Consider the following 23,073-nt stretch of genomic DNA (forward strand, 5'->3'; position numbering starts at 1 on the left):
CACCCATCAATCAGACTTTGTCATACAGCTTGCCGCCGCCTTTGACGAACTCGATCGACTTTTCCAGCATGCCCCGCTGCAGCGCGTCCTGCTCGCCTATGCCCTGGCTGGCCGCGTATTCGCGCACATCCTGGGTGATCTTCATGCTGCAGAAGTGCGGACCGCACATCGAGCAGAAGTGCGCAACCTTGGCGCTGTCTTTCGGCAGCGTCTCATCGTGGAATTCGCGCGCCTTGTCCGGGTCCAGCCCCAGATTGAACTGGTCCTCCCAGCGGAACTCGAAGCGCGCCTTGGACAGCGCGTTGTCGCGGATCTGCGCGCCGGGATGTCCCTTGGCCAGATCCGCCGCGTGCGCCGCCAGCTTGTAGGTGATGATGCCTTCTTTCACATCGTTCTTGTTCGGCAGGCCCAGGTGCTCCTTCTGCGTCACGTAGCACAGCATCGCGGTGCCGTACCAGCCGATCTGCGCGGCGCCGATGGCCGAAGTGATGTGGTCGTAGCCGGGCGCGATGTCGGTGGTCAGCGGCCCCAGAGTGTAGAACGGCGCTTCGCGGCACCATTCCAGCTCCTTGTCCATATTCTCCTTGATCAGCTGCATCGGCACGTGTCCCGGGCCTTCGATCATCACCTGCACGTCGTGCCTCCAGGCGATTTCGGTCAGCTCGCCCAGCGTCTTCAGCTCCGACAGCTGCGCCTCATCGTTGGCGTCCCAGGCGCTGCCCGGCCGCAGGCCGTCGCCCAGGCTGAAGGCCACATCGTAGGCCTTCATGATTTCGCAGATGTCCTCGAAATGGGTGTAGAGGAAATTCTCGCGGTGATGCGCCAGACACCACTTGGCCATGATGGAGCCGCCGCGCGACACGATGCCGGTCATCCGGCCGGCGGTCATCGGCACATAGGCCAGGCGCACGCCAGCGTGGATGGTGAAGTAGTCGACGCCCTGCTCGGCCTGCTCGATCAGCGTGTCCTTGAAGATTTCCCAGGTCAGGTCTTCAGCCTTGCCGTTGACCTTTTCCAGCGCCTGGTAGATGGGCACGGTGCCGATCGGCACCGGACTGTTGCGCAGAATCCACTCCCGCGTTTCGTGGATGTTCTTGCCGGTGGACAGGTCCATGATGGTGTCGGCGCCCCAGCGCGTGCCCCAGGTCATCTTGTCCACTTCTTCACTGATCGACGACGTTACCGCGCTATTGCCGATATTGCCGTTGATCTTTACCAGGAAGTTGCGGCCGATGATCATCGGTTCGCTTTCCGGGTGGTTGATGTTGGCCGGGATGATGGCGCGGCCGGCGGCCACTTCCTGGCGCACGAATTCCGGGGTGATCTCCTCCGGCAGATTGGCGCCGAAGCTGTGGCCCTTGTGCTGGCGCGTCATCAGATCCAGCAGGCGCTGGTTGCCGGCGGCCTTCAGCGACTCCACATAGGCGCGGCGGTTCAGATTCTCGCGGATGGCGACGAACTCCATCTCCGGCGTGACGATGCCCCGGCGCGCGTAGTGCATCTGGCTGACGTTGCGGCCGGCCTTGGCTCGGCGCGGCTTGCGCTGCAGGTTGAAGCGCAGCTCGGCGAGCTTGGGATCGGCCTCGCGGGCGCGGCCGTATTCGCTGGACAAGCCGTCCAGCCGCTCGCAATCGCCGCGCTCGGCGATCCAGGCGGCGCGCAGGGGCGCGAGGCCGCTCTGGATGTCGATGCGGGCGGCCGGATCGCTATAGGGGCCGCTGGTGTCGTAAACGAAGATGGGCGGGTTCTTTTCGCCGCCGAATTGGGTCGGCGTGTCGGCCTGGCGAATCTCGCGCATCGGCACTTGAATGTCCGGGCGGCTGCCCTCGACATAAATCTTGCGGGAATTGGGCAAAGGCTGGATGGCGGCGGCATCCACCACCATCTGCTTGTTCACGGGCGCGTTCATCGGGCGGGCTCTCCAAAAGCGATGAAGCGGCGCAAGGAGCGGTCCGGACGGGCCGGCTGCGGGTATGGCGTGGCCATGGCGGGCAGGTGACGCTTCCCTACGCCGGTATTATCCGGGTCAGGTTCCAAGGGTATTTCTCACCCGCGCTCCGTCATCCAGCCCGATGGCCTACACTTTGGTAGCCATCTACGCCGAACGCCAGGCACAGGACCCCTAGCGATGCCGTGTGAAGGTAAGGCAAATATGGGATAATCGCAAGTTATCGTCATGACTCGAGTCCTTGCCGCCGACGCTGTCCTCCATGGGCGGAGCGGACTCCCAGCCCTCCGGAGTTTAAGTTGATGGATTTCGAAAAAACCCGTTTCAACATGGTCGAACAGCAGATTCGTCCGTGGGATGTTCTGGATACCAACGTGCTGGATCTGCTGTTTCACGTGAAACGCGAGGACTTCGTCGCCGACAATCAGCGCCAGCTGGCCTTCGTCGACACCGAACTGCCGCTGCCCAACGGCAGCAAGATGCTGCAGCCCAAAATGGAAGCGCGCTTGGTGCAGGACGCCTCCATCCAGCCCTCCGACAAGATTCTGGAAATCGGCACCGGCAGCGGCTACCTGACCGCGCTGCTGGCCAAGATGGGCAAGCAGGTGGTGAGCGTGGAAATCGATCCGGCGCAAAAGGAACGCGCGGCCGCCAACCTGAAGAAGGCCGGCGTCGCCAACGCCACCCTGGTCGAGGGCGACGGCGTGCTGGGCCTGGCCGAGCAAGCGCCTTACGACGTGATCGTGGTCGGCGGCTCGCTGCCGGTCGTCCCGCAAGAACTGAAGGACCAGCTGGCCGTCGGCGGCCGTCTGATCCTGGTGGCCGGCGATCTGCCGGTGATGGCATGCAAGCTGATCGAACGCGAAACCGACACCAGCTTCCGCGAAACCGCGCTGTTCGAGACCTGTGTCGAGCGGCTGAAGAAATTCGAGGCGGTTGAACCCGCCCGTTTCAGCTTCTGATCATGCTGCGCGAAATCACCGCCCCGGCGCTCGCCGCGCAGCTGGCCGACCCGCAGGCCGCGCGCCCGGTGCTGCTGGACGTGCGCGAAGGCTGGGAATACCAGCTGGCCCACATCGACGGCAGCGTGCACATCCCGATGAATCTGATCCCGATCCGGATGAGCGAGCTGCCGGACGACGCGCCCATTGTCGCCATCTGCCACCACGGCATGCGCAGCGCCCAGGTGGCGCTGTTCCTGCTGAACGCCGGCTTCGAGAACGTGATCAATCTGCAGGGCGGCATCGACGCCTGGTCGACCCAGGTGGACCCGGCCGTCGCCCGGTATTGATGCTGGACTGGACGGCGCGTCTCCCCCTTGGGATGACGCGCCCCACAAACACCGCCCCCGGGCGGTGTTTTGTTTTGGAACGAATCGCGCAGCCATCTTTCCAAGCCACGTTAACCGCCTGGCGATCCATAGCAAAGAACCCGATATGTCTTCTCTGACCTACCTCGCTCCCGCCCTCGCCCGCGTCCATCCCGCCTGGGAAAAGGTGCTGGGCCAGCCCGCCATCGCCGCCCGCCTGGCCGAAATCGACCGCCAGCTAGTCCTGCAGCAAGGCGACGGCAAGACGCTGTTTCCGCCCCCGCCCCAGGTATTCAACGCGCTGACCTTCGCCGCGCCGGCCGACGTCAAGGTGGTGATCCTGGGCCAGGACCCGTACCACGGCGACGGCGAGGCGATGGGCCTGTCGTTCTCGGTGCCGGACGGCGCGCGCGTGCCGCCGTCCCTGCGCAACATCTACAAGGAGCTGGCGGCCGACCTCGGCCACGGCACTCCCGCCTGCGGCGACCTCAGCCACTGGGCGCAGCAGGGCGTGCTGCTGCTCAATAGCGTGCTCACTGTCGAGCGGGACAAGGCCGGCAGCCACGGCAAGTTCGGCTGGCAGACGGTCAGCGACGCGCTGATCGACGCCGTCAACCGCGACAACCCCGGCTGCGTGTTCCTGCTGTGGGGCAATTGGGCGCAGACCAAGGCCGAGCGCATCGACGCCGGCCGCCACCTGGTGCTGACCGCCGCCCACCCGTCGCCGCTGTCCGCCAGCCGCGGCTTCCACGGCTGCCGCCACTTCTCCCAGGTCAACGCCTGGCTGATCGCCCGCGGCCGCCAGCCGGTGCGCTGGGAAGCGGCTCCCGCGCAGAACGCCCTGTTCTGAAACGGCTCCGCCGCACCGCTTTGCGCGGCGGGCCGCTTGCCCTAAGCTAGTAGCTCCTCCACTCCCCCCATTCTCATCGTGGAAATCCTGCTGCTGCTGGGCCTGATCCTGTTGAACGCCGTGTTCGCGATGGCCGAGATCGCCATCGTCTCCTCGCGCAAGGTCAGGCTGCTGCAAAAGGCCGAAGACGGCCACAAGGGCGCCCGCGCCGCGCTGGCGCTGGCTTCCGAGCCCACCCGCTTCCTGTCCACCGTCCAGATCGGCATCACTTCGATCAGCATCCTGTCCGGCGTCTACGGCGAGGCGGCACTGTCCGAACATCTCCGCAGCGCGCTGCTGGACGTGCCGCTGCTGGCGCCGTACAGCAAACCGCTGTCGGTGGCGCTGATGGTGCTGTTCATCACCACGCTGTCGCTGATCCTGGGCGAACTGGTGCCCAAGCGGCTGGCGCTGCTGAACCCGGAACGGGTGGCGATGGCGCTGGCGCGGCCGATGCTGCTGCTGTCGCGCGCCAGCGGCCCGCTGGTGCAGGTGTTCAGCCGCGTCACCGACGGCCTGCTGCGCCTGTTGGGCGCCAAGAAGAGCGACGAGCCGTCGATCACCGAGGACGAAATCCGCACGCTGATGGAACAGGGCGCCGACGAAGGCGTGTTCGATCGCGCCGAGCAGGAACTGGTGGAAAACATCTTCCGCCTGGACAACCGCAAGGCATCGGCGGTGATGACGCCGCGCAAGGACGTGGTGATCCTGGACCTGGAAGACGGACCGGAACGTAATCGCGAGCTGTTGCTGGCCTATCCATTCAGCCATTTTCCGGTTTGCCGCGGCGACACCGACCAGGTGATAGGCGTGCTCAACGCCAAGACGCTGCTGGACCGCCTGCTGCGCGGCGAGCCGCTGGACTTTGCCGCCGAGCTGTCGCCGCCGTTGTATGTGCCGTCCACCTGCTCGCTGATGCAATTGCTGGAGCAGTTCAAGCAAGCGCGCAGCCACAGCGCACTGGTGGTGGACGAATACGGCGAGCTGGAAGGCCTGGTGTCGATCAACAATGTGATGGAAGCTATCGTCGGCGATCTTCCAGCCATTGACGGCGAAAGCGACGAAATCGTGCAGAGAGAAGATGGCAGCTGGCTGGTGGACGGCATGGTGTCGCTGGAGCATTTCCGCGAGTTCTTCGAGCTGGAAGCCCAGTTGCCCGGCGAGGCCGGCGGCAACATCCACACCCTGGCCGGCGTGATCCTGTACCAGCTGGGCCGCGTGCCCAGCGTCACCGACCGTTTCGAATGGAACGGTTTCAGCTTCGAGGTGGTGGACATGGACCGCACCCGGGTGGACAAGATCCTGGTGCAGCGCCATCACCTGCCGCAACCGGAGTTCGAGTCGATATGAGGGTCGTCCCCGCCGCCTCCCATCCCGACGCCTGGCTGGCCCTGCGCGCCGCGCTGTGGCCGCACTGCCCGCTGAATAGACACCAGGAGGAAATCGACGCCCAGAACGCCGATGCCGGCCGCTGCGCCGCCTTTGTCGCGCTCGACGGCCGCGGAGACGCCGTCGGCCTGATCGAGCTCGCGCTGCGCGCCGATTACGTCAACGGCACGTCCAGCTCGCCGGTGGCCTTCGTCGAAGGCCTGTACGTGGCGCCGGAACATAGGCGCGCCGGCATCGCGGCCCTGCTGCTGGCCGCGGCCAAGAACTGGGCCATCCGCCGCGGCTGCGCCGAACTGGCCTCCGACACCGGCCTCGACAATCTGGTCTCGCAGCAAGCGCATCTGGGCCTGGGCTTCGAGGAAACCGAGCGCGTGGTGTTCTACCGGATGGCGCTGTAAACGTCCTCAGCGCGCGGCGCGCTGCGCCAGCCTGGCCTCCCCCTCCCCGAACACCTCCAGCGTCGCCCAGGCGCCGTTGAGCAGGCTCCATTGCGGCGGCACGTGGCCGATGTCGGCATCCACCGCCACCGGATACGGCAAACCGTCCAAAGCGGCGCGCAACGCCCCCTCATAGCTCAAGGCATCGCCGTCGGCCGCGTCAGGGCCGCCGCTGCGGCCCAATACCAGTCCGGCGAGGCCATCCAGCGCGCCGGACAGCCGCAGGCCCGCCAGGGCCCTTAAAACGCCGCAGGGCGCGAGTTCGCAGTTTTCCAGGTACAGGATGGCCGACTCCGCCTTGAACGCGTCCAGATCGAAATACGGCGTGCCCTGCAGCGGCGCCAGCACGTCCAGGCAGCCGCCGATCAATCTGCCCTCCATTTTCCCGCTTCCGCCGCCCAGCAGCCTCACCCGATTGGCGAACTGTCGGCCCGGCTCGTCCCAGCGCCAGTAGCGGCCATGCTGCGCCTGCGCCGGCGGCATGCCGGTTTCCAGCGCCGCCAGCAACGCTTCGTTGCCGAATGCCCGATCCTTCAAGGGCAGATCCATCAGGTTGGGGCCGTGCAGCGTCGCCCAGCCGGCGCGCAGCGTCAGCGGCGCCATCAGCGTGGACACGTCGGAGAAGCCGGCCACCCACTTCGGCGGCAGCTCGGCCAGCGCGGCGAAATCCAGCCCCGGCAACAGCTCGATCGCCCGTTCGCCGCCCCAGGGCGGCAGGATGGCGCGGATATCGGGATCGAACAGGAAACGCCGCAATTCGGCCAGCCGCGCCGCGGCGGGCGCGCTGGCGTCGTGTTTCTCGCCGCGCAGGCACTCGCCCTGCACTACGCGGTAGCCGCGCGCGCGCAGCTCGTTCAGCGCGTCGTCCAGCCGGCCATGCAGCTGCGGATGGACGCCGGAGGAAAAAGCGGTGACGGCGATGGCGTCGCCGGGCTGGAGCGGCGCGGGAAAGCGGATGGGCATGGGTGTGGTCTCGAAGCGTGTGGATAGGTCTGCCGCGCTCAATCCCGCCGCGGCAGATCGAGCGCGAAGGTGATGGCAGTGCTTTTCTGCTGGTAGCCGATGCGGTGGTAGAAGGCGTGGGCCCAGTTGCGGTGGATGCCGGAGCGCAGCCGGATGCGCGGATAGCCGCGTTCATGCGCCCACCGTTCGCAGGCTTCCAGCAGCAGGCGGCCTATGCCCAGTCCGCGGCAGCCGGGATCGACGACGATGCCGCCGACTTCGACATAGCTATCCGCTTGCAGCAGATGGCCGCCGTGGCCGTGGATCCAGCCGACCACCTCCCCCTCCCGTTCCGCCACCCAGATCTCGTTGTCGACGGCGTCCCGCGCCGTGGCGTAGCGGGACGCCAGCTGCTCGGGGGTGGTCGGATAGTCGAGGTCGCCGCACAGCCGCGCCACTGCGTCGATGTCGGCTTCCGTCATGGTGCGGATGAGAATGGGGTTCATGTTGTCGGTTCCGAAGCAAAACCCCATGCTAAGGGAATCCGGCAGGAAAACCAAATGTCATTCCGCGCGGCGAACCAGGTTCGCGCCAGCCGCCCGTCGTTCAGAAGCTTGTCAGCCGTTCTTGTTCAGCCGGCGGAGTTCGATCAGCTTCGCGTACTTGATATAGCTGTTGAAGCAGCCGATCGAGATGTGCACCAGGCCCGGCAAGCCGTCCAGGAAGCCGCGGCGGACAAAATAGAACTTGAAGAAGCGCAGCAGCGGACTGAACAGCAGCTTGCCGGCGCCCACCTTCTTGCCGCGCTTGTACAGCTGCTCCGCCTGCAGCGAGGTATAGCGGTTCTGCTTGGACAAGTAGAGCGCGATGTCCTCGCCTGACTCGTGCATCAGGTCGCCCCCCAGTTTTTCCACAGGCCCGTCGCAGATCACGTACTCGTGCACCGCGTCGTCGGACCAGCGCGCGCGGCGGCGATCGAACAAGCGCAGCGACCAGTCCGGATAACCCTCGCCGTGTTTCAGGAAACGTCCCATGAAACGGTTGCAGCGCGGGAAGCGATAGGCGGCGGCCTGTGGATTCTCCAGCATCCTATTGATAGACAAGGACAATTCTTCGGACAGGTATTCGTCCGCATCCAGGCATAGCACCCAGTCGTGGCTGGCCTGGCTGACCGCGAATTGCTTCTGCGGACCGAATCCCAGCCATTCCTGGTGGATAACTTTTGCCTGATAGACGGAGGCTATTGCCAATGTGCTATCGCTGCTGCCGGAATCCACAACCACGATCTCGTCCACAAAGCTCAATTTCTGCAGACATTGTTCCAGTTGTTTGCCTGCATTCTTGGTGATTAGCACCGCGCTGACTGCTACTCGCATCTGTTCATGTATTCCCATTTATAAAATGATGAAACTGGTAGAAGGTTGCTTCTTCTTGTGGATAAGTACATTTATCCGTTTATTTTCAATGGATTGATTCTATCCAAAACCTGTTGTCAGCCGTGCTCGCAATCGGGTGAGCAGTTGTGGATAACTTTAGCGTTTTCTGCAGACTCATGGTTGTCCACAGTTGTTGATCCGGTTTTGCAGACTGGCTTGTGCACGACTTTTTTTGCGTCCAGCCTGGCCTACCTCAGCGGTTTTTCATTAACGCAACTATAAAATGATGAAACTGCTGAAGGTGGCACTTTGCTGTGGACAATTGCTAAAAAGGCCTTTGCTTCATAGGTTTGTCCTGTTGATAGGCATGGGATTATTGCATAGGGCAATGGCAGGGCAGATTGTGGATAAATCCGGCCGGACTTATTCACAGCCGCTTATCCACATCCCGTCACGAGGGATTTTACGTGGTTAACCACAGCCCCGCTCGGGTACAATGCGCGCCATGATGAATGTGCTGATTGTGCGCACCTCGTCGATGGGCGACCTTATCCACACTTGGCCTGCCATCACCGAGCTGAAGACGCATTACCCGAATATCCGCTTGAGCTGGCTGACCGAGGAAAGCTTCGCCGACATCGCCCGCCTGCACCCGCAGGTGGACGAGGTGCTGACGCTGAGCTGGCGCAGCTGGCGCCGCCGTCTATGGCAGCCCGCCGCCTGGCGCGAACTGAAGGCCCTGAAGCAGAAGCTGCGCGACGCGCGCTTCGATCTGGTGCTGGACAGCCAGGGGCTGGTCAAGAGCGCGATTCCCGCCCGCTGGGCGCGCGCGCCGTTGGCCGGCCTGGACTGGAGCAGCGCGCGCGAAGCCTTGGCCAGCCTGTTCTACGACAAGAAGCACAAGGTTTCGCGCAAGCTGGCGGCGATCGCGCGCAACCGGCTGTTGTTCGGCCTTAGCTTCGGCTACGCGCCGGAAGGCCAGCCGCGATTCGGCGTTCGCGCGGGCGAGCGGCCCAGCTGGATGCTCAGCGGCCGCTACGCGGTATTGCTGCACGCGACCAGCCGCGCGTCCAAGGAATGGCCGGAATCGCGTTGGGTGGCGCTGGGAGCGGCGCTGTCGGCCCATCACGACATGGTGACGGTGCTGCCCTGGGGCAGCGACAAGGAAAAGGCGCGCGCCGAACGCCTGGCCGCGCAGTTGCCGGCCGCGGTGGTGGCGCCCAAGATGGGCCTGGGCGAAGCCGCCGGGCTGTTGGGCCATGCCAGCGCGGTGATAGGCGTGGACACCGGCCTGGTGCACCTGGCCAACGCGCTGAACGTGCCGGTGGCCGCCATCTACACCGATACCGACCCGCAGCAGACCGGCGTGGTGGAAACGCCGTGGGCGACCAATCTGGGCAATGTCGGCCAGTGTCCCACCGTGGACGAGGTGCTGGCGGCGCTGCAATCGCGGCGGGATTGGACATGAGCTGGCAGCTGGCGCTGTACAACGGCCTGTGGCGCGCGCTGACGCCGCTGGTGCGGCGCTATCTGAGGAAGCGGGCGCGCAAGGCGCCGGCTTATCTGGAGCACTGGGACGAGCGTTTCGGCCAGGCCCTGTCGCCCAAGGCGGCGGGCGCGATCTGGATCCACGCGGTGTCGGTAGGCGAGACCCGCGCCGCGCAGCCGCTGGTTGCGGCGTTGCGCCGCGAATGGCCGGACGCGCCGCTGTTGCTGACCCAGATGACGCCGACCGGCCGCGCCACCGCCGAACAGCTGTACCCGGACGCTGAAATCCGTTATCTGCCCTACGATTATCCACAGGCCGCCGCCGATTTTCTGCGCGCCTACCGGCCGCGCTGCGGCGTGCTGATGGAAACCGAGATCTGGCCCAACCTGATCCACGCGGCGGCGGCGCAGCGCGTGCCGTTATTGCTGGCCAATGCCAGATTGTCGGAAAAATCGCTGAACGGCTATCGCAAGATCGCCGGCCTGATTTCGCCGGCTTTGGCGAAATTGACCGCAGTTGCCGCGCAAACGGCGGAAGATGGCGAGCGTTTGACGAAGTTGGGCGCGCGGAATGTTTCGATCTGCGGCAGCAGCAAATATGATATCGACGTGCCGGAAGCGCAACGTCATATGGCCGCCGACTTCCGCGCCCGGGCCGCCGGGCGGCCGACGCTGCTGTGCGCGAGCACCCGCGACGGCGAGGAAGCGCTGATTCTGGACGCCTGGCTGGCCGCCGGCGACGCGGTCGGCGACGCGCTGCTGGTTCTGGTGCCGCGCCATCCGGAACGCTGGGACCAGGTGGAAAGATTGGCTGCCGAGCGCGGCCTGAAGCCGCAGCGCCGCAGCGACGGCGCCGCCATCGCCGCCGATGCCCGGGTGTGGCTGGGCGACAGCATGGGCGAGATGTTCGGCTACCTGGGCGCGTGCGACGTCGCCTTCATCGGCGGCAGCCTGCTGCCCTACGGCTGCCACAATCTGATCGAGCCGGCCCAGATGGGCGTGCCGGCGCTATTCGGCCCGTCGGTGTTCAATTTCCAGCAGGCAGCGGCCGATTCGCTGGCCGCCGGCGCGGGCCGCCAGGTGGGCGACGCGGCCGAGCTGGTGTCGACGGCCTTGTCGCTGATGGACGATCCGGCCGCCGGCGAGGCGATGCGCCAGGGCGCCGCGCGCTTTCGCGACGCCCACCGCGGCGCCAGCGAACGGATGTTGGCGTTGATCCGCCAGGCGCTGTCTTGCTGACGGCCGCTCAAAGCCTTTCCCGGGCCGCGCGGCCTAAAAATGAAAAACCGCCCTTCCGGGCGGTTTTTTTCATGGCTGGCGTCATTGTCCCAGCCATTTGGCGGACAGTCTGGCGAAGCCGCCGTCCTGCATCCGCTGGCTCAGCCATTGATCGACCCAGGCCTTCCAGCGCCAGTCGTTGGGCAGCAGATAGGCTTTTTGCGAGAAATCGAACGGCTTGTCCGGATGGATGGCGCACAATTCCGGATGCAGCTTCTGCTGGTAACGGGTTTCCACCGCGTCGGTGACCATCGCGTCGGCCTTGCCATCGATGATCTGCTGGAAAATGCGGTTATTGTCGGGGAAAACCGTCAAATCGGCATCAGGCAGATGTTGGCGGGCGAAGCGCTCGTTGGTGCCGCCCGGGTTGACCACCAGCCGCGTTTGCTTGCGGTTCAGCTGTTCCAGCGTCTGGAAGCGGGCCGCGTTGTCGCAGCGGGCGATCGGCGTCTTGCCGTCGTTCAGGTAGGCGGCGGAATACAGCGCCTGTTTCTGCCGCTCCAGGCTGATGGAGATGCCGCTCATCGCGATGTCGAACTTGCCGTCGCGCTGGTCGCGCATCAGCGTCGGCCAGCTGGTGGCCACCAGTTGCAGCTTCACGCCCAGCGCGCGCGCCAGGTCCGCGGCCATGTCGATGTCCAGGCCGCGGTATTGGCCGCTGGCGGGGTCCAGCCGGCTGAACGGCAGATAGTCGCCGGTGGTGCCTACGCGCAGCTCGCCGCGGGCGAGGATGTCGTCCAGCCGGTCGGCCTGGGCGGCCGGGCTCAGCAGCAGCGCCGCCAGGCAGGCGGCGGCGATGGTTGGGGCTTTCATCGGCTGCCTTCGCGCGGGTTCAGGGGGAAGGCGAACAGGTCGCGGCGGTAGGTTTCCACCACCAGGCTGAACGGGGTATTGCCGTCCTTGTACAGCACGGCGCGGTGCTGCAGCACTTGTTCCGGGATGTCCAGGCCGCGCTTGGCGTCGCCGGCCGGCAGCGGGCGGGTTTCCCAGCCCTGCGGCAGCGGCGACCACAACAGCTTCGCGCTTTCGGTGCGGCGGGTGAAGTCCAGCGCCTTGACCGCGGCGCCGAACGGGGTGTCGGTGGTGTCCAGCAGGCGGTTCATCTCGGCGGTCAGCCGCGACGGCACGTACCAGTTGTCGGCCTCGGACAGCACGCGGTCGCCGCAGGCCAGCTGCACCCGGCGGTAGCCGATGGGCTCGTCGGCGCCCACCTTCAGCTGGCGGCGGATCTCGGCGTCGGCCGGCTTGCGGGTGGCGGTGTCGCGCAGCGCGCGGATGCGGGCTTCGGCGGCCAATTTGTGTTCGCCGCACCATTGCTGCAGCGTGCGGGTGGCGCTGGGATTGCTCAGCAGCGTGGCGTTCAGCGTCTGCAGCAGCGCTTGCGCCTTGACGCGGGTGTCGGCGCCGTCTTGCCAGCCGGGATAGGACCAGGCTTCGGCGCGGGCCTGGCCGGCCATCAGCAGCGCGGCGGGCAGCATCCAGGCCAGCGTCCGTTGGCGAAATCGTCCGGCATGGGTTTGGTGGGTGGCGTTATGCTTCATAGATTTTTACAAAAGTAGAACAAACATACTAATGAGGCCAATAGTAAACGCAAAGTTCCGCTAAGTTGAAAACAGGGTCGACCGCACTGGGCGGGCCGGCCCGTTTTCGCCTTTTCGAGTCGCCCTGCGAGGAGCCGTCATGGCTAAAGATTTTTCTCCCTTGCCCACTCTGACTCTGCCGCGCACCACCGACCTGGTGAGACTGGACCAGCGGCCCCATCCGCCGATAGGCGTGGACAGTCCGGCGTTGAGCGTGATGACTGACCTGAAGCTGGTCAATCCGATAGGCATACGCGCCGACGCCGATCTGCGCGAAGCCCACCAGCGCATGGTCAGCCACGGCATCCGCCTGCTGTTCGTCCACGACGACGACGGCAGCTTGCTCGGCCTGGTCACCGCCGTCGATCTGCTGGGCGAGCGGCCCATCCAGTGCATGAAGGAACACGGCAAGCATTACGCCGACATCCAGGTATCCGATGTGATGACGCCGCGCGGGCGGCTGGACGCGTTGAACCTGGGCGACGTGGCCGTAGCCAATGTCGGCCAGCTGGTCGCCACCATGCAGCATCTGGGCCGCCAGCACGCGCTGGTGGTGGAAGTGAATCCGTCCAACGGCCACCACGAGTTGTGCGGCTTGTTCTCCACCTCGCACATGGCGCGTTTGCTGGGACAGCCGCTGTCCTTCATCCGCGTGCCGCAGGCGCTGTCGGAAATCCAGTACTCGCTGCTGCACGCCGGCTGACGCTTTGCGCGGACGGCAAGAATCGGGTCGCCGCCGGACGCGGGCCGCCATAGACTTCGGACATCGCAATGATACGAAGGAGAGCGGCATGGCCTGGCAACTGGAAACCCTGGACCCGGTTTTCGTCGAACGCGCGCGGCGCGAAGGCGTCGATGCCCTCGGCCAGCCGGTGCGGCGGCGGCCGGCCGCCGGCGGCGAACCGTGCCGCGACGCGCTGCGCCGCGCGCGTCCGGGCGAGACGCTGATCCTGGCGGGCTACAGTCCGTTCCGCCAGACCGGTCCCTATCGCGAGTACGGTCCGGTTTTCCTGGCCGCCGAGCCGCAGCCGGAGCCCTTGCCGGGGTGGCCATCACTGCTGAGCCGCGCCGGCGAAGGCGCTTATCTCGGCGAAAGCGTGGCGCTGCGCGCTTATGACGACGAGCAGAGCATGCTGGAAGCCGTCTTGCTGCCGACGCGCGAGGCTGAGGCGACACTGGCGCGCTGGGAGGCGCGGCCGGAGATCGCGTTCGCGATGCTGCGTTTTCCCGCGCATGGCTGCTACGCGCTGCGGCTGAACCGGAGCGAGTGAAATGGACGCCATTCTGCATGCCGATGAGGAAGCCGGCCGCGATTACGCCCGCGTCCGCGACGCCATCCGCTATCTGGTCGCCCATGCCGGCGAGCAGCCGCAGCTGGCCGATGTGGCCGCCGCGCTTTACCTGTCGGAGTCGCGGCTGCAGCGGCTGTTCAGCCGCTGGGCCGGCGTCAGCCCCAAGCGCTTCATCCAGCAACTTACTTGCGAGGCGGCCAAGGCGCGGCTGGCGGCCGGCGCGCCGCTGCTGCCGCTGTCGCATGAGCTGGGCTTGTCCGGCAGCAGTCGCTTGCACGACCTGTTCGTCACGCTGGAGGCGATGACGCCCGGCGAATACCAGCAAGGCGGCGCCGGCCTGGACATCGCCTGGAGCGTCGAGCCCAGCCGCTTCGGTCCGGTCCTGTTGGCGCAGACCGCGCGCGGCGTGTGCGCGCTGCAGTTTCTGGCGGATGACGATGAGGCCGAGGCCTGGCTGCGGGCGCAATGGCCGCGCGCCATCCTGCGCCACGTTCCCGGCCAGGGGAGTGCGCTGTGTCGCCGACTGTTCGATCCGCTGGCCGAGGCGGACGGTTCGCCGCTGGCGCTCCGGGTGCAGGGCAGCAATTTCCAGATCCAGGTGTGGCGGGCGCTGCTGGCGGTGCCCTACGGCGGCTTGCTCAGCTATGGCCAATTGGCGGAAAAAATGGGGCGGCCCGGCGCGGCGCGCGCGGTGGGCAACGCGGTGGGCGCCAATCCGGTGGCTTGGCTGATTCCCTGCCACCGGGTGATCCGCGCCGAAGGCGCCTTGGGCGGCTACCGTTGGGGCGAGGAACGCAAACTGGATCTGATCGGCTGGGAGAGCGCGCGGCTCAGCCGCGAAGAGGCGACGGCATGAGCGGGCAGAAGCGGGAGTTCGCCTGGCTCGCGTTGCTGGCGGCGCTGTGGGGCGGGTCTTTCCTGTTCATGCGGGTCGCCGCGCCGGCTTTCGGCCCGCTGCCGCTGATCGCGCTGCGCGTCGGACTGGCCGCCTGCCTGTTGTTGCCGCTGCTGTTGTGGCGCGGACAATGGAAGTTGTGGCGCGACCACTGGCTGCCCATCGCCGTGGTCGGCGTGTTTTTCACCGCGTTTCCGTTCAGCCTGATCGCCTGGGCACAGCTATCCTTGTCGGCCGGCATGGCCTCGGTGCTGAACGCCACCACGCCGTTGATGACCGCATTGTGGGCGTGGCCGCTGGCCGGCGAGCGGCTGTCTGCGCGGCGGGCGGCGGGCCTGGTTTTGGGCTTGGCCGGCGTGTTGGCCTTGCTGGCCGGCCACGGCGCGCGTTTCGAGGTCCGATCGCTGGCGCCGGTATTAGCGATGCTGGGCGCCACCGCCAGCTACGGCTGGGCCGGGCATATGGCCAGGCGCTGGCTGCCCGGCATGCCGCCTCTGGTGACCGCCTGCGGCGGTTTGGCCAGCGGCGCGCTGCTGATGCTGCCGCTGGCGTGGCATGGCTGGCCGGCGAGCCCGCCGCCGCAGAAAGCCTGGATCGCTCTGGCGCTGTTGGCGGTGTTTTGCACCGCGCTGGCTTATCTGATTTTCTACCGGCTGATCAACCGGCTGGGCGCGACCCGCGCCAGCGGCGTCACTTACTTGGTGCCGGTGTTCGGCGTGCTGTGGGGCGCGTTGTTCCTCGGCGAAACCATCGGCGCCGCGATGCTGCTGGGCGCGGCGCTGATCCTGGCCGGCGTGCTGGCGCTGAACGGGCGGCGCTAGGCGGACAGCCGGCTCAACTCGTGGAAGAACAGGCGGCTCAAGCGTTCCAGGCCGGAGTCGTCGCGGCCTTCCGCTCGGCGATACAGGGCAAGCGGCACTGAGGGCAAGGGAGGCAGATAATCATCCGGCAACGGCGCCAGCCTGCCGCCGACAGCATTGGGCAACAAAGCGCCTACCCCCAAGCCGGCCTCCAGCGCGGCCTGGACGGCGAGCTGGCTCGCGCTTTCGAATACGATGCGGAATGGCCGCGCGCTCAGGCGCAGCGCGTCCAGCATGGCGTCGCGCCAGCTGCATGGCGCGGCGAACATCACCAGGGGCAATGTATTTCCTTCCGGCATGCGCCCGTCCAGCGCCATCCAGCGCAGTGGGCATTCCACCACCCATTTCGGCGTTTCCTTCAAGCCGCATTGCAACGGATTGGCTATCAGCAATCCAGATCGTTCCGGCGATAGGCCTCGCTGAGCTCGGCTTCCATCGCGGCCCGCACTTCCACTCGCAGCGATGGATGAACGGCGGAAAAATCGGCTAATACCTGGGGCAGATGATGACTGATCACATCTTCGATCAGGCCGACCCGGCAGCGTCTCGGCTCCATGGCCAGGGCGCCGGGCACCATCTGTTCGGCCAGAGAGACGATGCGCTCGGCGTAGGGGAGCAGCGCCTGGCCGGCCGCCGTCAGCGTCACGCCGCGGGTGGAGCGCTGCAGCAAGGTCTGGCCGCAGTGTTGTTCCAGCTTGCGCAGCTGCAAGCTCAGCCCCGGCTGGGTCCGTCCCAGTTCAAGGGCGGCGCGGTTGATGCTGCCGAGGCGGGCCACGGCGGCCAGCGCGCGCAGCAAGGCGGTATCGATGTCGCTGGTCATATGAATTGCTTATAACGATTGCCGGATTTTCCAGTCTACCTATAGCGGCGGCGAATGTTTAGCATGGGTCCAATGTGAATCGCCGCAAGGAGAGGAAAATGTTTTTCGCCGCATTATTGCTGGCGGTGGCCGGGTCCGTCGTCTATCACTTGTCGATCAAGCAGCTGCCGCAGGATGCGAACCCGTTCTTTTCGCTAGCGGTCAGCTATGGACTGGCGATGTCGCTGTGTCTGGCGGGCATGTGGTGGCTGCCGGCGGGCCAGCGCGGGATGTCGGGGCTGAACTGGAGCAGTCTGGGCGTGGCGTTGGGGATACTGGGAATCGAGATGGGCTTCCTGCTGGCCTACCGCGCCGGCTGGAACCTGGGCTACGCGGCGCTCAGCTCCAATGTGCTGAGCACCGCCTTGCTGCTGTCGATAGGCTATTGGCTTTTCCGCGAGAACCTGTCGCCGGGCAGGCTGGCCGGGCTGGGCCTCAGCCTGGCTGGCTTGTGGATGATGCTGCGCTTTCGCTGAGCGTCTCACCCAGCGGCAGGCGGATGGCCACTTTGAAGGCGCCGTCCTCGTCGGTCAGCTCCAGCGCGCCGCCGTGCTGCTTGACCACCCGCGAGACGATGGCGAGGCCGAGGCCGCTGCCGCCATCGGTGCCGCGGTGCTCGGCCAGCCGCTCGAACGGCGCCAGCGCGGTTTCGCGCAGCGCGGCGGGGATGCCGTCGCCGTGGTCGATCACGCTGAGCATGGCGTCGCCGGCGGCTTTCTCCAGCCGGATGACCACCGGCGGGCGGCCGTAGCGGCGCGCGTTCTCGAGCAGATTGCTCAGCAGCCGCTCCAGCGCCAGCGCGTCGGCCTTGAGTTCGATTTCGTCGCGGATGTCCAGCCGCGCGTCCATGTTCTCGCGGCGGAAGCGCGCCACCACGCTGGCGGCCAAATCGGCCAGCGCCACCGGCTCCAGCCGGCTGGTTTCCTCGGCGCGGGCGAAGTCGATGAACTGGCGGACGATGCGCGACAGCTCGTCGATGTCGGACAGCATGTCGTGCTGGTCGGTGCTGGCTTCCTGCATTTCCAGCGTCAGCTTCAGCCGGGTCAGCGGCGTGCGCAGGTCGTGCGACAGGCCGGCCAGCATCAGCCGACGCTCGCGCGCGGCGTTGTCCAGCGCCTGAGCCATGCCGTTGAAGTTGTGCGCCAAGAGCTGCATCTCGCGCGGACCGGTTTCCGGAATCGCCTGCGGCATCGAGCCGCTGGCCAGCTGGCGGCTGGCCTGCACCACCTGGCTGATCGGCCTGGTGATGCGCCAGGCCAGCAAGGACGCCAGCAGCGTGGCGAACAGCGCCGCCAGCAGCGAGGCCTGCAGCATCGGGCTGATCATCCGGTCGCGGTAGCGGCCGAAGGGGATCACCAGCCAGTACGGCTGGTCCAGCACATGGACGTGCACCCACAGCTCGCTGTGGTCGGCCCGGCGAGCGTAATGGGCCTGCACCGGCTCGTTCAGGTCATGCGACAGCCGCTGCGCCAGCATCGCGCCGATCTTGGGCAGATCCTCGCTGAACTGCTGGCCGCGGTCGGCGTTGAACGGCAGCAGGCTGGGCAGCCCGGGGCGGTTGTAGTTGTCGAGGAAGGCTTGCCGCTCCTCCTCGACCATGCCGGTCATCGAGTCCTCGAGAAAGGACAGCGTGTCCAGCACCTGGATGTACAGCTGCCGCTCCAGCAGCTTGTGGCGCTCGTTGTTGGCCAGCCAGATGGTGAACAGCTGCGTGGTGATCACCACGGTGACCACCAGCAGCGCCAGCCGGAAGAACAACGAGCCTAACAGCTTGCGTAACAAGACTTACTCCCTGGGCGAGCCGTCCGGCACGAACACGTAGCCGTAGCCCCACACCGTCTGGATGTAGCGCAGCTGGCTGTCGGTCTCGCCGTTTTCCAGCGCCTTGCGCAGGCGGGAGATGTGCACGTCGATGCTGCGGTCCAGCGATTCGCCGTTGCCCTTGCCCAGCGCCAGCTCCATCAGCTGCTCGCGGGTCAGCGGGCGGCGCGGATGGCTGACCAGCACCGACAGCACCGCGAATTCGGCGCTGGTCAGCGAAACCGGCAGGCCGCCGCGGCGCAGCTCGCGCTGGCCGAGATTGAGCACGAACTCGCCGAACTCCACCACATCGTCTGCGTCATGCAGCGCCGCCAGCGCCGGCGTGGTGTGATGGCGGCGCAGCACTGACTGGATGCGGGCGGTCAGCTCGCGCGGATTGAAGGGTTTGGGCAGGTAGTCGTCGGCGCCCATTTCCAGGCCCAGGATGCGGTCGATGTCCTCGCCGCGGGCGGTCAGCATGATCACCGGCAGCGATTCGCCCTGGGCGCGCAGCCGACGCACCACCGCCAGCCCGTCTTCGCCGGGCATCATCACGTCCAGCACGATCAGGTCGGGACGATTGCGCGCCAGTTTGCGGTCCAGATCCTTGGGATCGGGCAGCGTTTCCACGATATAGCCCTGCTGGGTCAGGTAGCGGGTCAGCAGTTCGCGCAGCTTGGCGTCGTCGTCGACGACCAGGATTTTATTGTGTTCCATATGCTGTTCCTTCAGTGTTCCGGCTGCCAGCTTAGCGCGGCGCGGCGCAAGCTGGGACGCCTTGTTTTTACAGATGTTAAGCGGACACGTCGCGATACAGTCGTTAACAATTGTGACGTTCCCATTGACGTCCGCGCAAATGCTTGCGCATAAGCTGGAACAAATGGCCGGCGCGGATGCCGTTTCAAGCGGGAAATATGCAGTATTTTCATAATGCTGGCCAAATCCGCCCTTGCCGAACAACGGGTCGCTGCGACGCCGACCCGCATCCGATGCCTTGCCGCGTCTGCGTTTCGCCGTTTGAAGCGGCGATGGCAGCGTGGTCAACAGACAGGATAGAATGCCGACATGAAGCGATATCTGATCATGCTGGCGCTGGGCGGCCTGCTGGCGCAGCAGGCCGCGCTGGCGCAGCACTTCCCCGGTCCGGGGCCCGGCAGGCATGCCGAAGGCCGGCCGTCGGCGCGCGAGTGCGACGGCGATCAGTCATGCAACCGCCGGCTGCGCAATCTGCGCCAGCGCGAAGCCGCGCGCAATGGCGACATCGGCTTCGATCCGGTCCAGCATCAATCCAGCCGTCTGTTGCCTCCGCCGGACGGCCATGTCAAATCAGTACCCAGCAAGCCCAATTTTTGGCAGGATAAACGTCGGCAGGAGCAGATGCAAAACCAATCCGATTGATTTGACGTCCGCTGGGGAAAGGACAGGACGATGACGCAAGGGGGAAAGCGCGGCGCAAGCCTGGGAAGGCGGGCCGCAACGGGCCTGCTGTTGTGCGGGCTGTTCGCTTTTCCGCTTGCCGGATGGGGCGCGACGGATGACTGCGCCGATGCGGTGGCGCCCCAGCGCTGCCAGGCGCATCTGCAGGGGCTGCGCAGCTGCCTGGATCTGCCGGAGGCCAGGCGCCGGACCTGCCTCGCCTATTACACCCCCCCTCTCAGCTGCCAGCGCCAGCGCGACGCCAAACGCTGCGAAGCGCTGCTGGCGGCGCAATCGTCGTGCGAAGGCATGCTGGGCGCTCAGCGCCGCGCCTGCGTGGACGAGCGCTTGCCGCCGGCGCCCTGCGCCGCCCGCGGCCAGCGGCCTTGCGCGGCGGACGACGCCGCCTGCGGCGCCGATCGCCGCCGGGGCGGCTGCGGCCGGACGCCGCTGCCGCTGGACGAATAGTCCCCGAAATCAGGGCAACAGGATGACGGAGCCGGTGGTGCGGCGCGCTTCCAGATCGCGGTGCGCCTGGGCGGCCTCCGCCAGCGGATAGCGGTGCGACGGCGCGAGCTTGATGGCGCCGTCCCGCAGGCGGCGGAACAGCGCGGCGGACGACGCTTCCAGCTCGGCGCGGGTGGCGATGTAATCGCCCAGCCTGGGCCGGGTCAGGAACAGCGAGCCGCGCTTGGTCAATTCCAGCGGCGCCACCGCAGGCACCGGTCCGGAGGCGTTGCCGAAAGTCACCATCATGCCGCGCGGGCTCAGGCTGTCCAGCGAGGCCTCGAAGGTATCCTTGCCCACCGAATCGAACACCACCGGCACGCCCTTGCCGCCGGTGATCTCGCGCACACGCGCCGCCACGTCTTCCTCGCGGTACAGGATCACGTGGGCGGCGCCCAGGCCGCGGGCGATCTCGGCCTTGGCTTCCGAGCCCACGGTGGCGATGACGTGGACGCCCATCGCCGACAGCCACTGCAGCGCGATCTGGCCGACGCCGCCGGCGGCGGCGTGCCACAGCACGGTCTGGCCCGGCTGCACCGGGAAAGTGCGCTGCACCAGGTATTCGACCGTCATCCCCTGCAGCATCGCGCAGGCGGCGGTTTCGTCGGACACGCCGTCCGGCAGCTTGACCAGATGCTCGGCGGCGATCAGCCGCTCGGTCGAATAGGCGCCCAGCGGGCCGCCGGCATAGGCGACGCGGTCGCCGGGCGCGAGTCCGGCCACGCCCTCGCCCACCGCTTCCACCACGCCGGCCGCCTCGCTACCCAGGCCGCTGGGCAACGGCAGCGGATACAGGCCGCTGCGCTGGTAGGTGTCGATGAAATTGACGCCGATCGCGGTATGGCGCACCCGCGCCTGGCCGGGGCCGGGCGGGCCGATTTCCCCGCTCTGCGGACGCAGCACTTCCGGGCCGCCGGTTTCGGCGAAAACGATAGCTTGGCTCATGGCGTTTCCTTTGCGAGTGGATGGCATAGTCTGCGCCCGGCCGCGCCGGGCCGGCAAGCGGCGGCGGCTCGACAGGCCGTCAAGCCTGGCTGGACAGTCGCCGCCGCGCCCAGGCCACCACACCCGGCAATACCTTGGGCCAGTTGTTCAGCCGGTGGTCGTCGCCGTTGAATACAGTCTGCCGGCTGTGGCGGTAATGGACGGCCGCTTCGCGCCAATCCAGCGTCTCGTCGCGGCTGCCCAGCAACAGCCAGTAGCGGCCGGCCGTCGGCGCCGCCACCCTCTGCGACTGCAGGGCCCGCAAGTCATCGTCCCCCAGCGTGTAGACCTCGCCGGTATAGGGGTTGGTCTGTTCGCCGCGGAAGCGTTCCAGGTCCCGGTCCGGACGCACCGCGGGATTGATCAGCGCGGCGGGACGGTGGTGCCGCTCGGCCAGGTAGGTGGCATAGAAACCGCCCAGCGAGCTGCCGATCAGCAGAGTGTCGGCCGGCAGGCCGGACACCAGTTCGTCGGCCTGGCGGATGGCTTCGGCCGGATGCGGCGACAGCCGCGGACAGTGCAGGACGATGTCGGGCGCGTGCTGGCGCAGCCAGGCGGCGGTTTCGCCCGCTTTCAGCGATTGCGGGCCGGAGTTGAAGCCGTGGAGATAGACGATGTGCATGATGGAGGCCGGTGTGAAGTGTGTCGATGGTACGACGCCGGCCGATGTTTGTCTTGGCTGCAAGTGCTTAATTTCGTTGTAAATCTCGAGTAAAAGCTTGCAACCAGCGGCGATGAGCCATTGTCATGCCTGTGGGTGCAATGCTCAAATAGCCGCAAAATCCAATTACAAGAGGAGAACCACAATGACCACCCTTCCGGTAGGCGGCCCCACCGTTGCTCCGCATTCGCTGGAAAGCCTGATCGTCGCCTGCGGCTATCTGCAGCACAGCGCGCTGCTGTTCGCCGAGGACATCAATGACGACCTGGCGCTGATCCGTTCCGGCTTTTGTCCGCGCCACCAGGTGCAGCTGGACGCGCTGGGCGACATGCGAGTCAGCCAGGTCGTGCACGAGGAAGTGGACGCGTTGCTGCAGGACAGCCATACCCTGCGTTTCGCGCTGCACGAGATGCTGATGCAGTTCGGCCCCACGGTGTGCAACGATCCGCTGGCGCGGGTCATCCTGCAAGGGGTGCGCAGTCTGGGCGATTGGCATCAGGTGTGCCGCTCGCTGGCCGATCTGGGACGCGGTCCGGTGCGGGTGGCGGCCTGAGCGCGGGTTCGCGCCCGCCGGGGGCGGGCGCATCGAAGCTTGGCGAGTCAAATTAATTGCTTGCAATTAAATAGTGCACTATTTAATATGCGGACATGGAGAAAGAAAACATTTGTCCGCCGCCGGACGCGCTGCTGAAGCTGGACCTGCAACTCTGTTTCGCGCTGTACTCCGCCTCGCTGGCGATGAACAAGGTGTACCGCGACAACCTGAAGCCGCTGGGCGTCACGTATCCGCAGTACTTGGCGCTGCTGGTGTTGTGGGAACAGGACGAGCGCTCGGTGTCCGACATCGGCGAGCGGCTGTATCTGGATTCGGCGACGCTGACGCCGCTGCTGAAGCGGATGGAGGCGGCCGGCTGGCTGGAGCGCAGGCGGCTGCCCAGCGACGAGCGGGTGGTGGTGGTCAAGCTGACCGAAGCCGGACGCGCGCTGCGCGGGCAGGCGGAGCGGATTCCGTTGCAGCTGTTGTGCCGCAGCGGCCTGCAGCTGGATCAGATCGCCGGTTTGCGGCAATCGCTGTGCGATTTGCGGGACCAGCTGCTGCAATGAACCCGTCAGGGTTTTGATAATTAAGTAGTGCACTATTTAATAGCATATTATTTCAATCG

General features: G+C 66.2%; 28 protein-coding genes and 1 riboswitch. Of the genes, 16 read left to right on the forward strand and 12 right to left on the reverse strand.

Translation table 11 applies throughout. From position 1 onward, the window contains the following. Positions 1 to 10 precede the first annotated feature (10 nt). Positions 11 to 1,885, reverse strand: a complete 1,875-nt coding sequence (gene thiC / locus ACX17K_RS14540) for a phosphomethylpyrimidine synthase ThiC (RefSeq protein WP_493775532.1) — start codon at positions 1,883 to 1,885, stop codon at positions 11 to 13. Between the two features lie 101 nt (positions 1,886 to 1,986). Then, a riboswitch (TPP riboswitch) is annotated at positions 1,987 to 2,134 on the reverse strand. Positions 2,135 to 2,250: 116 nt separating this feature from the next. Between thiC and ACX17K_RS14545 the strand changes: the two genes are divergently transcribed. The 5 genes from ACX17K_RS14545 (at position 2,251) to aac(6') (ending at position 5,933) form a co-directional block, all read left to right on the forward strand. Next, positions 2,251 to 2,910 (forward strand): protein-L-isoaspartate O-methyltransferase family protein, encoded by a 660-nt coding sequence (locus ACX17K_RS14545; RefSeq protein WP_231150314.1) that lies wholly within the window; start codon positions 2,251 to 2,253, stop codon positions 2,908 to 2,910. A 2-nt stretch (positions 2,911 to 2,912) separates the two neighbouring features. Continuing rightward, on the forward strand, positions 2,913 to 3,239 hold the full coding sequence (locus ACX17K_RS14550) for a rhodanese-like domain-containing protein (protein ID WP_021474947.1): 327 nt from the start codon (positions 2,913 to 2,915) through the stop codon (positions 3,237 to 3,239). 145 nt (positions 3,240 to 3,384) lie between these two features. Beyond that, on the forward strand, positions 3,385 to 4,107 hold the full coding sequence (locus ACX17K_RS14555) for a uracil-DNA glycosylase (protein WP_493775361.1): 723 nt from the start codon (positions 3,385 to 3,387) through the stop codon (positions 4,105 to 4,107). A gap of 78 nt (positions 4,108 to 4,185) precedes the next feature. Next, complete coding sequence (locus ACX17K_RS14560) at positions 4,186 to 5,496, forward strand: hemolysin family protein (RefSeq protein WP_493775362.1); 1,311 nt, start codon at positions 4,186 to 4,188, stop codon at positions 5,494 to 5,496. Then, positions 5,493 to 5,933, forward strand: a complete 441-nt coding sequence (gene aac(6'), locus ACX17K_RS14565; RefSeq protein WP_493775363.1) for an aminoglycoside 6'-N-acetyltransferase — start codon at positions 5,493 to 5,495, stop codon at positions 5,931 to 5,933. The genes ACX17K_RS14560 and aac(6') overlap by 4 nt, the downstream gene beginning before the upstream one ends. 6 nt (positions 5,934 to 5,939) lie before the next feature. Here aac(6') and ACX17K_RS14570 read toward each other — a convergent pair whose 3' ends face one another. The 3 genes from ACX17K_RS14570 to ACX17K_RS14580 all read right to left on the reverse strand — a co-directional run bounded on the left by ACX17K_RS14570 (position 5,940) and on the right by ACX17K_RS14580 (position 8,290). Next, complete coding sequence (locus tag ACX17K_RS14570) at positions 5,940 to 6,935, reverse strand: S66 family peptidase (RefSeq protein ID WP_493775364.1); 996 nt, start codon at positions 6,933 to 6,935, stop codon at positions 5,940 to 5,942. A 38-nt stretch (positions 6,936 to 6,973) separates the two neighbouring features. Beyond that, entirely contained in the window at positions 6,974 to 7,420 is a 447-nt protein-coding gene (locus ACX17K_RS14575) for a GNAT family N-acetyltransferase (RefSeq protein ID WP_493775365.1), read from the reverse strand. A 111-nt stretch (positions 7,421 to 7,531) separates the two neighbouring features. After that, positions 7,532 to 8,290, reverse strand: a complete 759-nt coding sequence (locus ACX17K_RS14580; RefSeq protein ID WP_493775366.1) for a glycosyltransferase family 2 protein — start codon at positions 8,288 to 8,290, stop codon at positions 7,532 to 7,534. Positions 8,291 to 8,798: 508 nt separating this feature from the next. Between ACX17K_RS14580 and waaC the strand changes: the two genes are divergently transcribed. Together waaC and waaA are read left to right on the forward strand one after the other, a co-directional pair. Next, on the forward strand, positions 8,799 to 9,758 hold the full coding sequence (gene waaC, locus ACX17K_RS14585; RefSeq protein WP_493775367.1) for a lipopolysaccharide heptosyltransferase I: 960 nt from the start codon (positions 8,799 to 8,801) through the stop codon (positions 9,756 to 9,758). Beyond that, positions 9,755 to 11,017 (forward strand): lipid IV(A) 3-deoxy-D-manno-octulosonic acid transferase, encoded by a 1,263-nt coding sequence (gene waaA, locus ACX17K_RS14590; RefSeq protein ID WP_493775368.1) that lies wholly within the window; start codon positions 9,755 to 9,757, stop codon positions 11,015 to 11,017. The genes waaC and waaA overlap by 4 nt, the downstream gene beginning before the upstream one ends. Positions 11,018 to 11,098: 81 nt before the next feature. Here the strand turns inward: waaA and ACX17K_RS14595 are convergent, their stop codons facing one another. Both ACX17K_RS14595 and ACX17K_RS14600 read right to left on the reverse strand, forming a co-directional pair. Further along, positions 11,099 to 11,869 (reverse strand): transporter substrate-binding domain-containing protein, encoded by a 771-nt coding sequence (locus ACX17K_RS14595; protein WP_347370447.1) that lies wholly within the window; start codon positions 11,867 to 11,869, stop codon positions 11,099 to 11,101. After that, on the reverse strand, positions 11,866 to 12,597 hold the full coding sequence (locus ACX17K_RS14600) for a chorismate--pyruvate lyase family protein (RefSeq protein ID WP_343480691.1): 732 nt from the start codon (positions 12,595 to 12,597) through the stop codon (positions 11,866 to 11,868). Before ACX17K_RS14600 ends, ACX17K_RS14595 begins: the two co-directional genes overlap by 4 nt. Positions 12,598 to 12,736: 139 nt before the next feature. Between ACX17K_RS14600 and ACX17K_RS14605 the strand changes: the two genes are divergently transcribed. From ACX17K_RS14605 to ACX17K_RS14620, 4 genes are all read left to right on the forward strand, one after another. Continuing rightward, positions 12,737 to 13,339, forward strand: coding sequence for a CBS domain-containing protein (locus tag ACX17K_RS14605; protein WP_493775369.1), 603 nt, complete (start codon positions 12,737 to 12,739; stop codon positions 13,337 to 13,339). 88 nt (positions 13,340 to 13,427) lie between these two features. Continuing rightward, positions 13,428 to 13,907: a DUF1203 domain-containing protein gene (locus ACX17K_RS14610; RefSeq protein WP_493775370.1), complete on the forward strand. Its 480-nt coding sequence runs from the start codon at positions 13,428 to 13,430 to the stop codon at positions 13,905 to 13,907. A gap of 1 nt (position 13,908) precedes the next feature. After that, positions 13,909 to 14,784, forward strand: a complete 876-nt coding sequence (locus tag ACX17K_RS14615; protein ID WP_493775371.1) for a methylated-DNA--[protein]-cysteine S-methyltransferase — start codon at positions 13,909 to 13,911, stop codon at positions 14,782 to 14,784. Beyond that, positions 14,781 to 15,644, forward strand: coding sequence for a DMT family transporter (locus tag ACX17K_RS14620; protein WP_493775372.1), 864 nt, complete (start codon positions 14,781 to 14,783; stop codon positions 15,642 to 15,644). The genes ACX17K_RS14615 and ACX17K_RS14620 overlap by 4 nt, the downstream gene beginning before the upstream one ends. Here ACX17K_RS14620 and ACX17K_RS14625 read toward each other — a convergent pair. Continuing rightward, positions 15,641 to 16,075 (reverse strand): LysR substrate-binding domain-containing protein, encoded by a 435-nt coding sequence (locus tag ACX17K_RS14625; protein WP_493775373.1) that lies wholly within the window; start codon positions 16,073 to 16,075, stop codon positions 15,641 to 15,643. The two genes, ACX17K_RS14620 and ACX17K_RS14625, sit on opposite strands and share 4 nt — an antisense overlap. Then, entirely contained in the window at positions 16,069 to 16,503 is a 435-nt protein-coding gene (locus ACX17K_RS14630; protein WP_493775374.1) for a LysR family transcriptional regulator, read from the reverse strand. Before ACX17K_RS14630 ends, ACX17K_RS14625 begins: the two co-directional genes overlap by 7 nt. Before the next feature lie 98 nt (positions 16,504 to 16,601). On the opposite strand from ACX17K_RS14630, the gene ACX17K_RS14635 reads away from it, so the two are divergent. Next, the gene (locus ACX17K_RS14635; RefSeq protein ID WP_493775375.1) at positions 16,602 to 17,018 is read left to right on the forward strand and encodes an EamA family transporter; all 417 of its coding nucleotides are present in this window, start codon (positions 16,602 to 16,604) and stop codon (positions 17,016 to 17,018) included. Here the strand turns inward: ACX17K_RS14635 and ACX17K_RS14640 are convergent. Both ACX17K_RS14640 and ompR read right to left on the reverse strand, forming a co-directional pair. Then, positions 16,978 to 18,324, reverse strand: a complete 1,347-nt coding sequence (locus ACX17K_RS14640) for an ATP-binding protein (protein ID WP_493775376.1) — start codon at positions 18,322 to 18,324, stop codon at positions 16,978 to 16,980. The two genes, ACX17K_RS14635 and ACX17K_RS14640, sit on opposite strands and share 41 nt — an antisense overlap. Positions 18,325 to 18,327: 3 nt before the next feature. Continuing rightward, positions 18,328 to 19,059 (reverse strand): osmolarity response regulator transcription factor OmpR, encoded by a 732-nt coding sequence (ompR, locus tag ACX17K_RS14645; protein WP_343480702.1) that lies wholly within the window; start codon positions 19,057 to 19,059, stop codon positions 18,328 to 18,330. Between the two features lie 348 nt (positions 19,060 to 19,407). Between ompR and ACX17K_RS14650 the strand changes: the two genes are divergently transcribed. After that, positions 19,408 to 19,740 carry a hypothetical protein gene (locus ACX17K_RS14650; RefSeq protein WP_493775377.1) on the forward strand — a complete coding sequence of 111 codons (333 nt, stop codon included), beginning with the start codon at positions 19,408 to 19,410 and terminating at the stop codon, positions 19,738 to 19,740. Positions 19,741 to 19,770: 30 nt separating this feature from the next. Next, positions 19,771 to 20,226, forward strand: coding sequence for a hypothetical protein (locus tag ACX17K_RS14655; RefSeq protein ID WP_493775378.1), 456 nt, complete (start codon positions 19,771 to 19,773; stop codon positions 20,224 to 20,226). A gap of 9 nt (positions 20,227 to 20,235) precedes the next feature. Here ACX17K_RS14655 and ACX17K_RS14660 read toward each other — a convergent pair whose 3' ends face one another. Continuing rightward, a complete protein-coding gene (locus ACX17K_RS14660) occupies positions 20,236 to 21,210 on the reverse strand; it encodes a quinone oxidoreductase family protein (protein WP_493775379.1) in 975 nt (324 codons plus the stop codon). A 79-nt stretch (positions 21,211 to 21,289) separates the two neighbouring features. After that, positions 21,290 to 21,871: a YqiA/YcfP family alpha/beta fold hydrolase gene (locus ACX17K_RS14665; RefSeq protein WP_493775380.1), complete on the reverse strand. Its 582-nt coding sequence runs from the start codon at positions 21,869 to 21,871 to the stop codon at positions 21,290 to 21,292. Positions 21,872 to 22,055: 184 nt separating this feature from the next. On the opposite strand from ACX17K_RS14665, the gene ACX17K_RS14670 reads away from it, so the two are divergent. Continuing rightward, positions 22,056 to 22,463 carry a hypothetical protein gene (locus tag ACX17K_RS14670; protein WP_493775381.1) on the forward strand — a complete coding sequence of 136 codons (408 nt, stop codon included), beginning with the start codon at positions 22,056 to 22,058 and terminating at the stop codon, positions 22,461 to 22,463. A 95-nt stretch (positions 22,464 to 22,558) separates the two neighbouring features. Continuing rightward, positions 22,559 to 23,014: a MarR family winged helix-turn-helix transcriptional regulator gene (locus ACX17K_RS14675; protein WP_493775382.1), complete on the forward strand. Its 456-nt coding sequence runs from the start codon at positions 22,559 to 22,561 to the stop codon at positions 23,012 to 23,014. The last annotated feature ends 59 nt before the right edge of the window (positions 23,015 to 23,073 follow it).

The sequence above is a fragment of the Chromobacterium sp. INPA-IVC genome (assembly GCF_059047085.1).

What these genes read in the sequence shown, in the direction of transcription:
- thiC (WP_493775532.1), bottom strand. Translation starts at nt 1,885, where the DNA reads ATGGTGGTGGATGCCGCCGCCATCCAGCCTTTGCCCAATTCCCGCAAG.
- ACX17K_RS14545 (WP_231150314.1), top strand. Translation starts at nt 2,251, where the DNA reads ATGGATTTCGAAAAAACCCGTTTCAACATGGTCGAACAGCAGATTCGT.
- ACX17K_RS14550 (WP_021474947.1), top strand. Translation starts at nt 2,913, where the DNA reads ATGCTGCGCGAAATCACCGCCCCGGCGCTCGCCGCGCAGCTGGCCGAC.
- ACX17K_RS14555 (WP_493775361.1), top strand. Translation starts at nt 3,385, where the DNA reads ATGTCTTCTCTGACCTACCTCGCTCCCGCCCTCGCCCGCGTCCATCCC.
- ACX17K_RS14570 (WP_493775364.1), bottom strand. Translation starts at nt 6,935, where the DNA reads ATGCCCATCCGCTTTCCCGCGCCGCTCCAGCCCGGCGACGCCATCGCC.
- ACX17K_RS14575 (WP_493775365.1), bottom strand. Translation starts at nt 7,420, where the DNA reads ATGAACCCCATTCTCATCCGCACCATGACGGAAGCCGACATCGACGCA.
- ACX17K_RS14580 (WP_493775366.1), bottom strand. Translation starts at nt 8,290, where the DNA reads ATGCGAGTAGCAGTCAGCGCGGTGCTAATCACCAAGAATGCAGGCAAA.
- waaC (WP_493775367.1), top strand. Translation starts at nt 8,799, where the DNA reads ATGAATGTGCTGATTGTGCGCACCTCGTCGATGGGCGACCTTATCCAC.
- waaA (WP_493775368.1), top strand. Translation starts at nt 9,755, where the DNA reads ATGAGCTGGCAGCTGGCGCTGTACAACGGCCTGTGGCGCGCGCTGACG.
- ACX17K_RS14595 (WP_347370447.1), bottom strand. Translation starts at nt 11,869, where the DNA reads ATGAAAGCCCCAACCATCGCCGCCGCCTGCCTGGCGGCGCTGCTGCTG.
- ACX17K_RS14600 (WP_343480691.1), bottom strand. Translation starts at nt 12,597, where the DNA reads ATGAAGCATAACGCCACCCACCAAACCCATGCCGGACGATTTCGCCAA.
- ACX17K_RS14605 (WP_493775369.1), top strand. Translation starts at nt 12,737, where the DNA reads ATGGCTAAAGATTTTTCTCCCTTGCCCACTCTGACTCTGCCGCGCACC.
- ACX17K_RS14610 (WP_493775370.1), top strand. Translation starts at nt 13,428, where the DNA reads ATGGCCTGGCAACTGGAAACCCTGGACCCGGTTTTCGTCGAACGCGCG.
- ACX17K_RS14615 (WP_493775371.1), top strand. Translation starts at nt 13,909, where the DNA reads ATGGACGCCATTCTGCATGCCGATGAGGAAGCCGGCCGCGATTACGCC.
- ACX17K_RS14620 (WP_493775372.1), top strand. Translation starts at nt 14,781, where the DNA reads ATGAGCGGGCAGAAGCGGGAGTTCGCCTGGCTCGCGTTGCTGGCGGCG.
- ACX17K_RS14630 (WP_493775374.1), bottom strand. Translation starts at nt 16,503, where the DNA reads ATGACCAGCGACATCGATACCGCCTTGCTGCGCGCGCTGGCCGCCGTG.
- ACX17K_RS14635 (WP_493775375.1), top strand. Translation starts at nt 16,602, where the DNA reads ATGTTTTTCGCCGCATTATTGCTGGCGGTGGCCGGGTCCGTCGTCTAT.
- ompR (WP_343480702.1), bottom strand. Translation starts at nt 19,059, where the DNA reads ATGGAACACAATAAAATCCTGGTCGTCGACGACGACGCCAAGCTGCGC.
- ACX17K_RS14650 (WP_493775377.1), top strand. Translation starts at nt 19,408, where the DNA reads ATGAAGCGATATCTGATCATGCTGGCGCTGGGCGGCCTGCTGGCGCAG.
- ACX17K_RS14655 (WP_493775378.1), top strand. Translation starts at nt 19,771, where the DNA reads ATGACGCAAGGGGGAAAGCGCGGCGCAAGCCTGGGAAGGCGGGCCGCA.
- ACX17K_RS14660 (WP_493775379.1), bottom strand. Translation starts at nt 21,210, where the DNA reads ATGAGCCAAGCTATCGTTTTCGCCGAAACCGGCGGCCCGGAAGTGCTG.
- ACX17K_RS14665 (WP_493775380.1), bottom strand. Translation starts at nt 21,871, where the DNA reads ATGCACATCGTCTATCTCCACGGCTTCAACTCCGGCCCGCAATCGCTG.
- ACX17K_RS14670 (WP_493775381.1), top strand. Translation starts at nt 22,056, where the DNA reads ATGACCACCCTTCCGGTAGGCGGCCCCACCGTTGCTCCGCATTCGCTG.
- ACX17K_RS14675 (WP_493775382.1), top strand. Translation starts at nt 22,559, where the DNA reads ATGGAGAAAGAAAACATTTGTCCGCCGCCGGACGCGCTGCTGAAGCTG.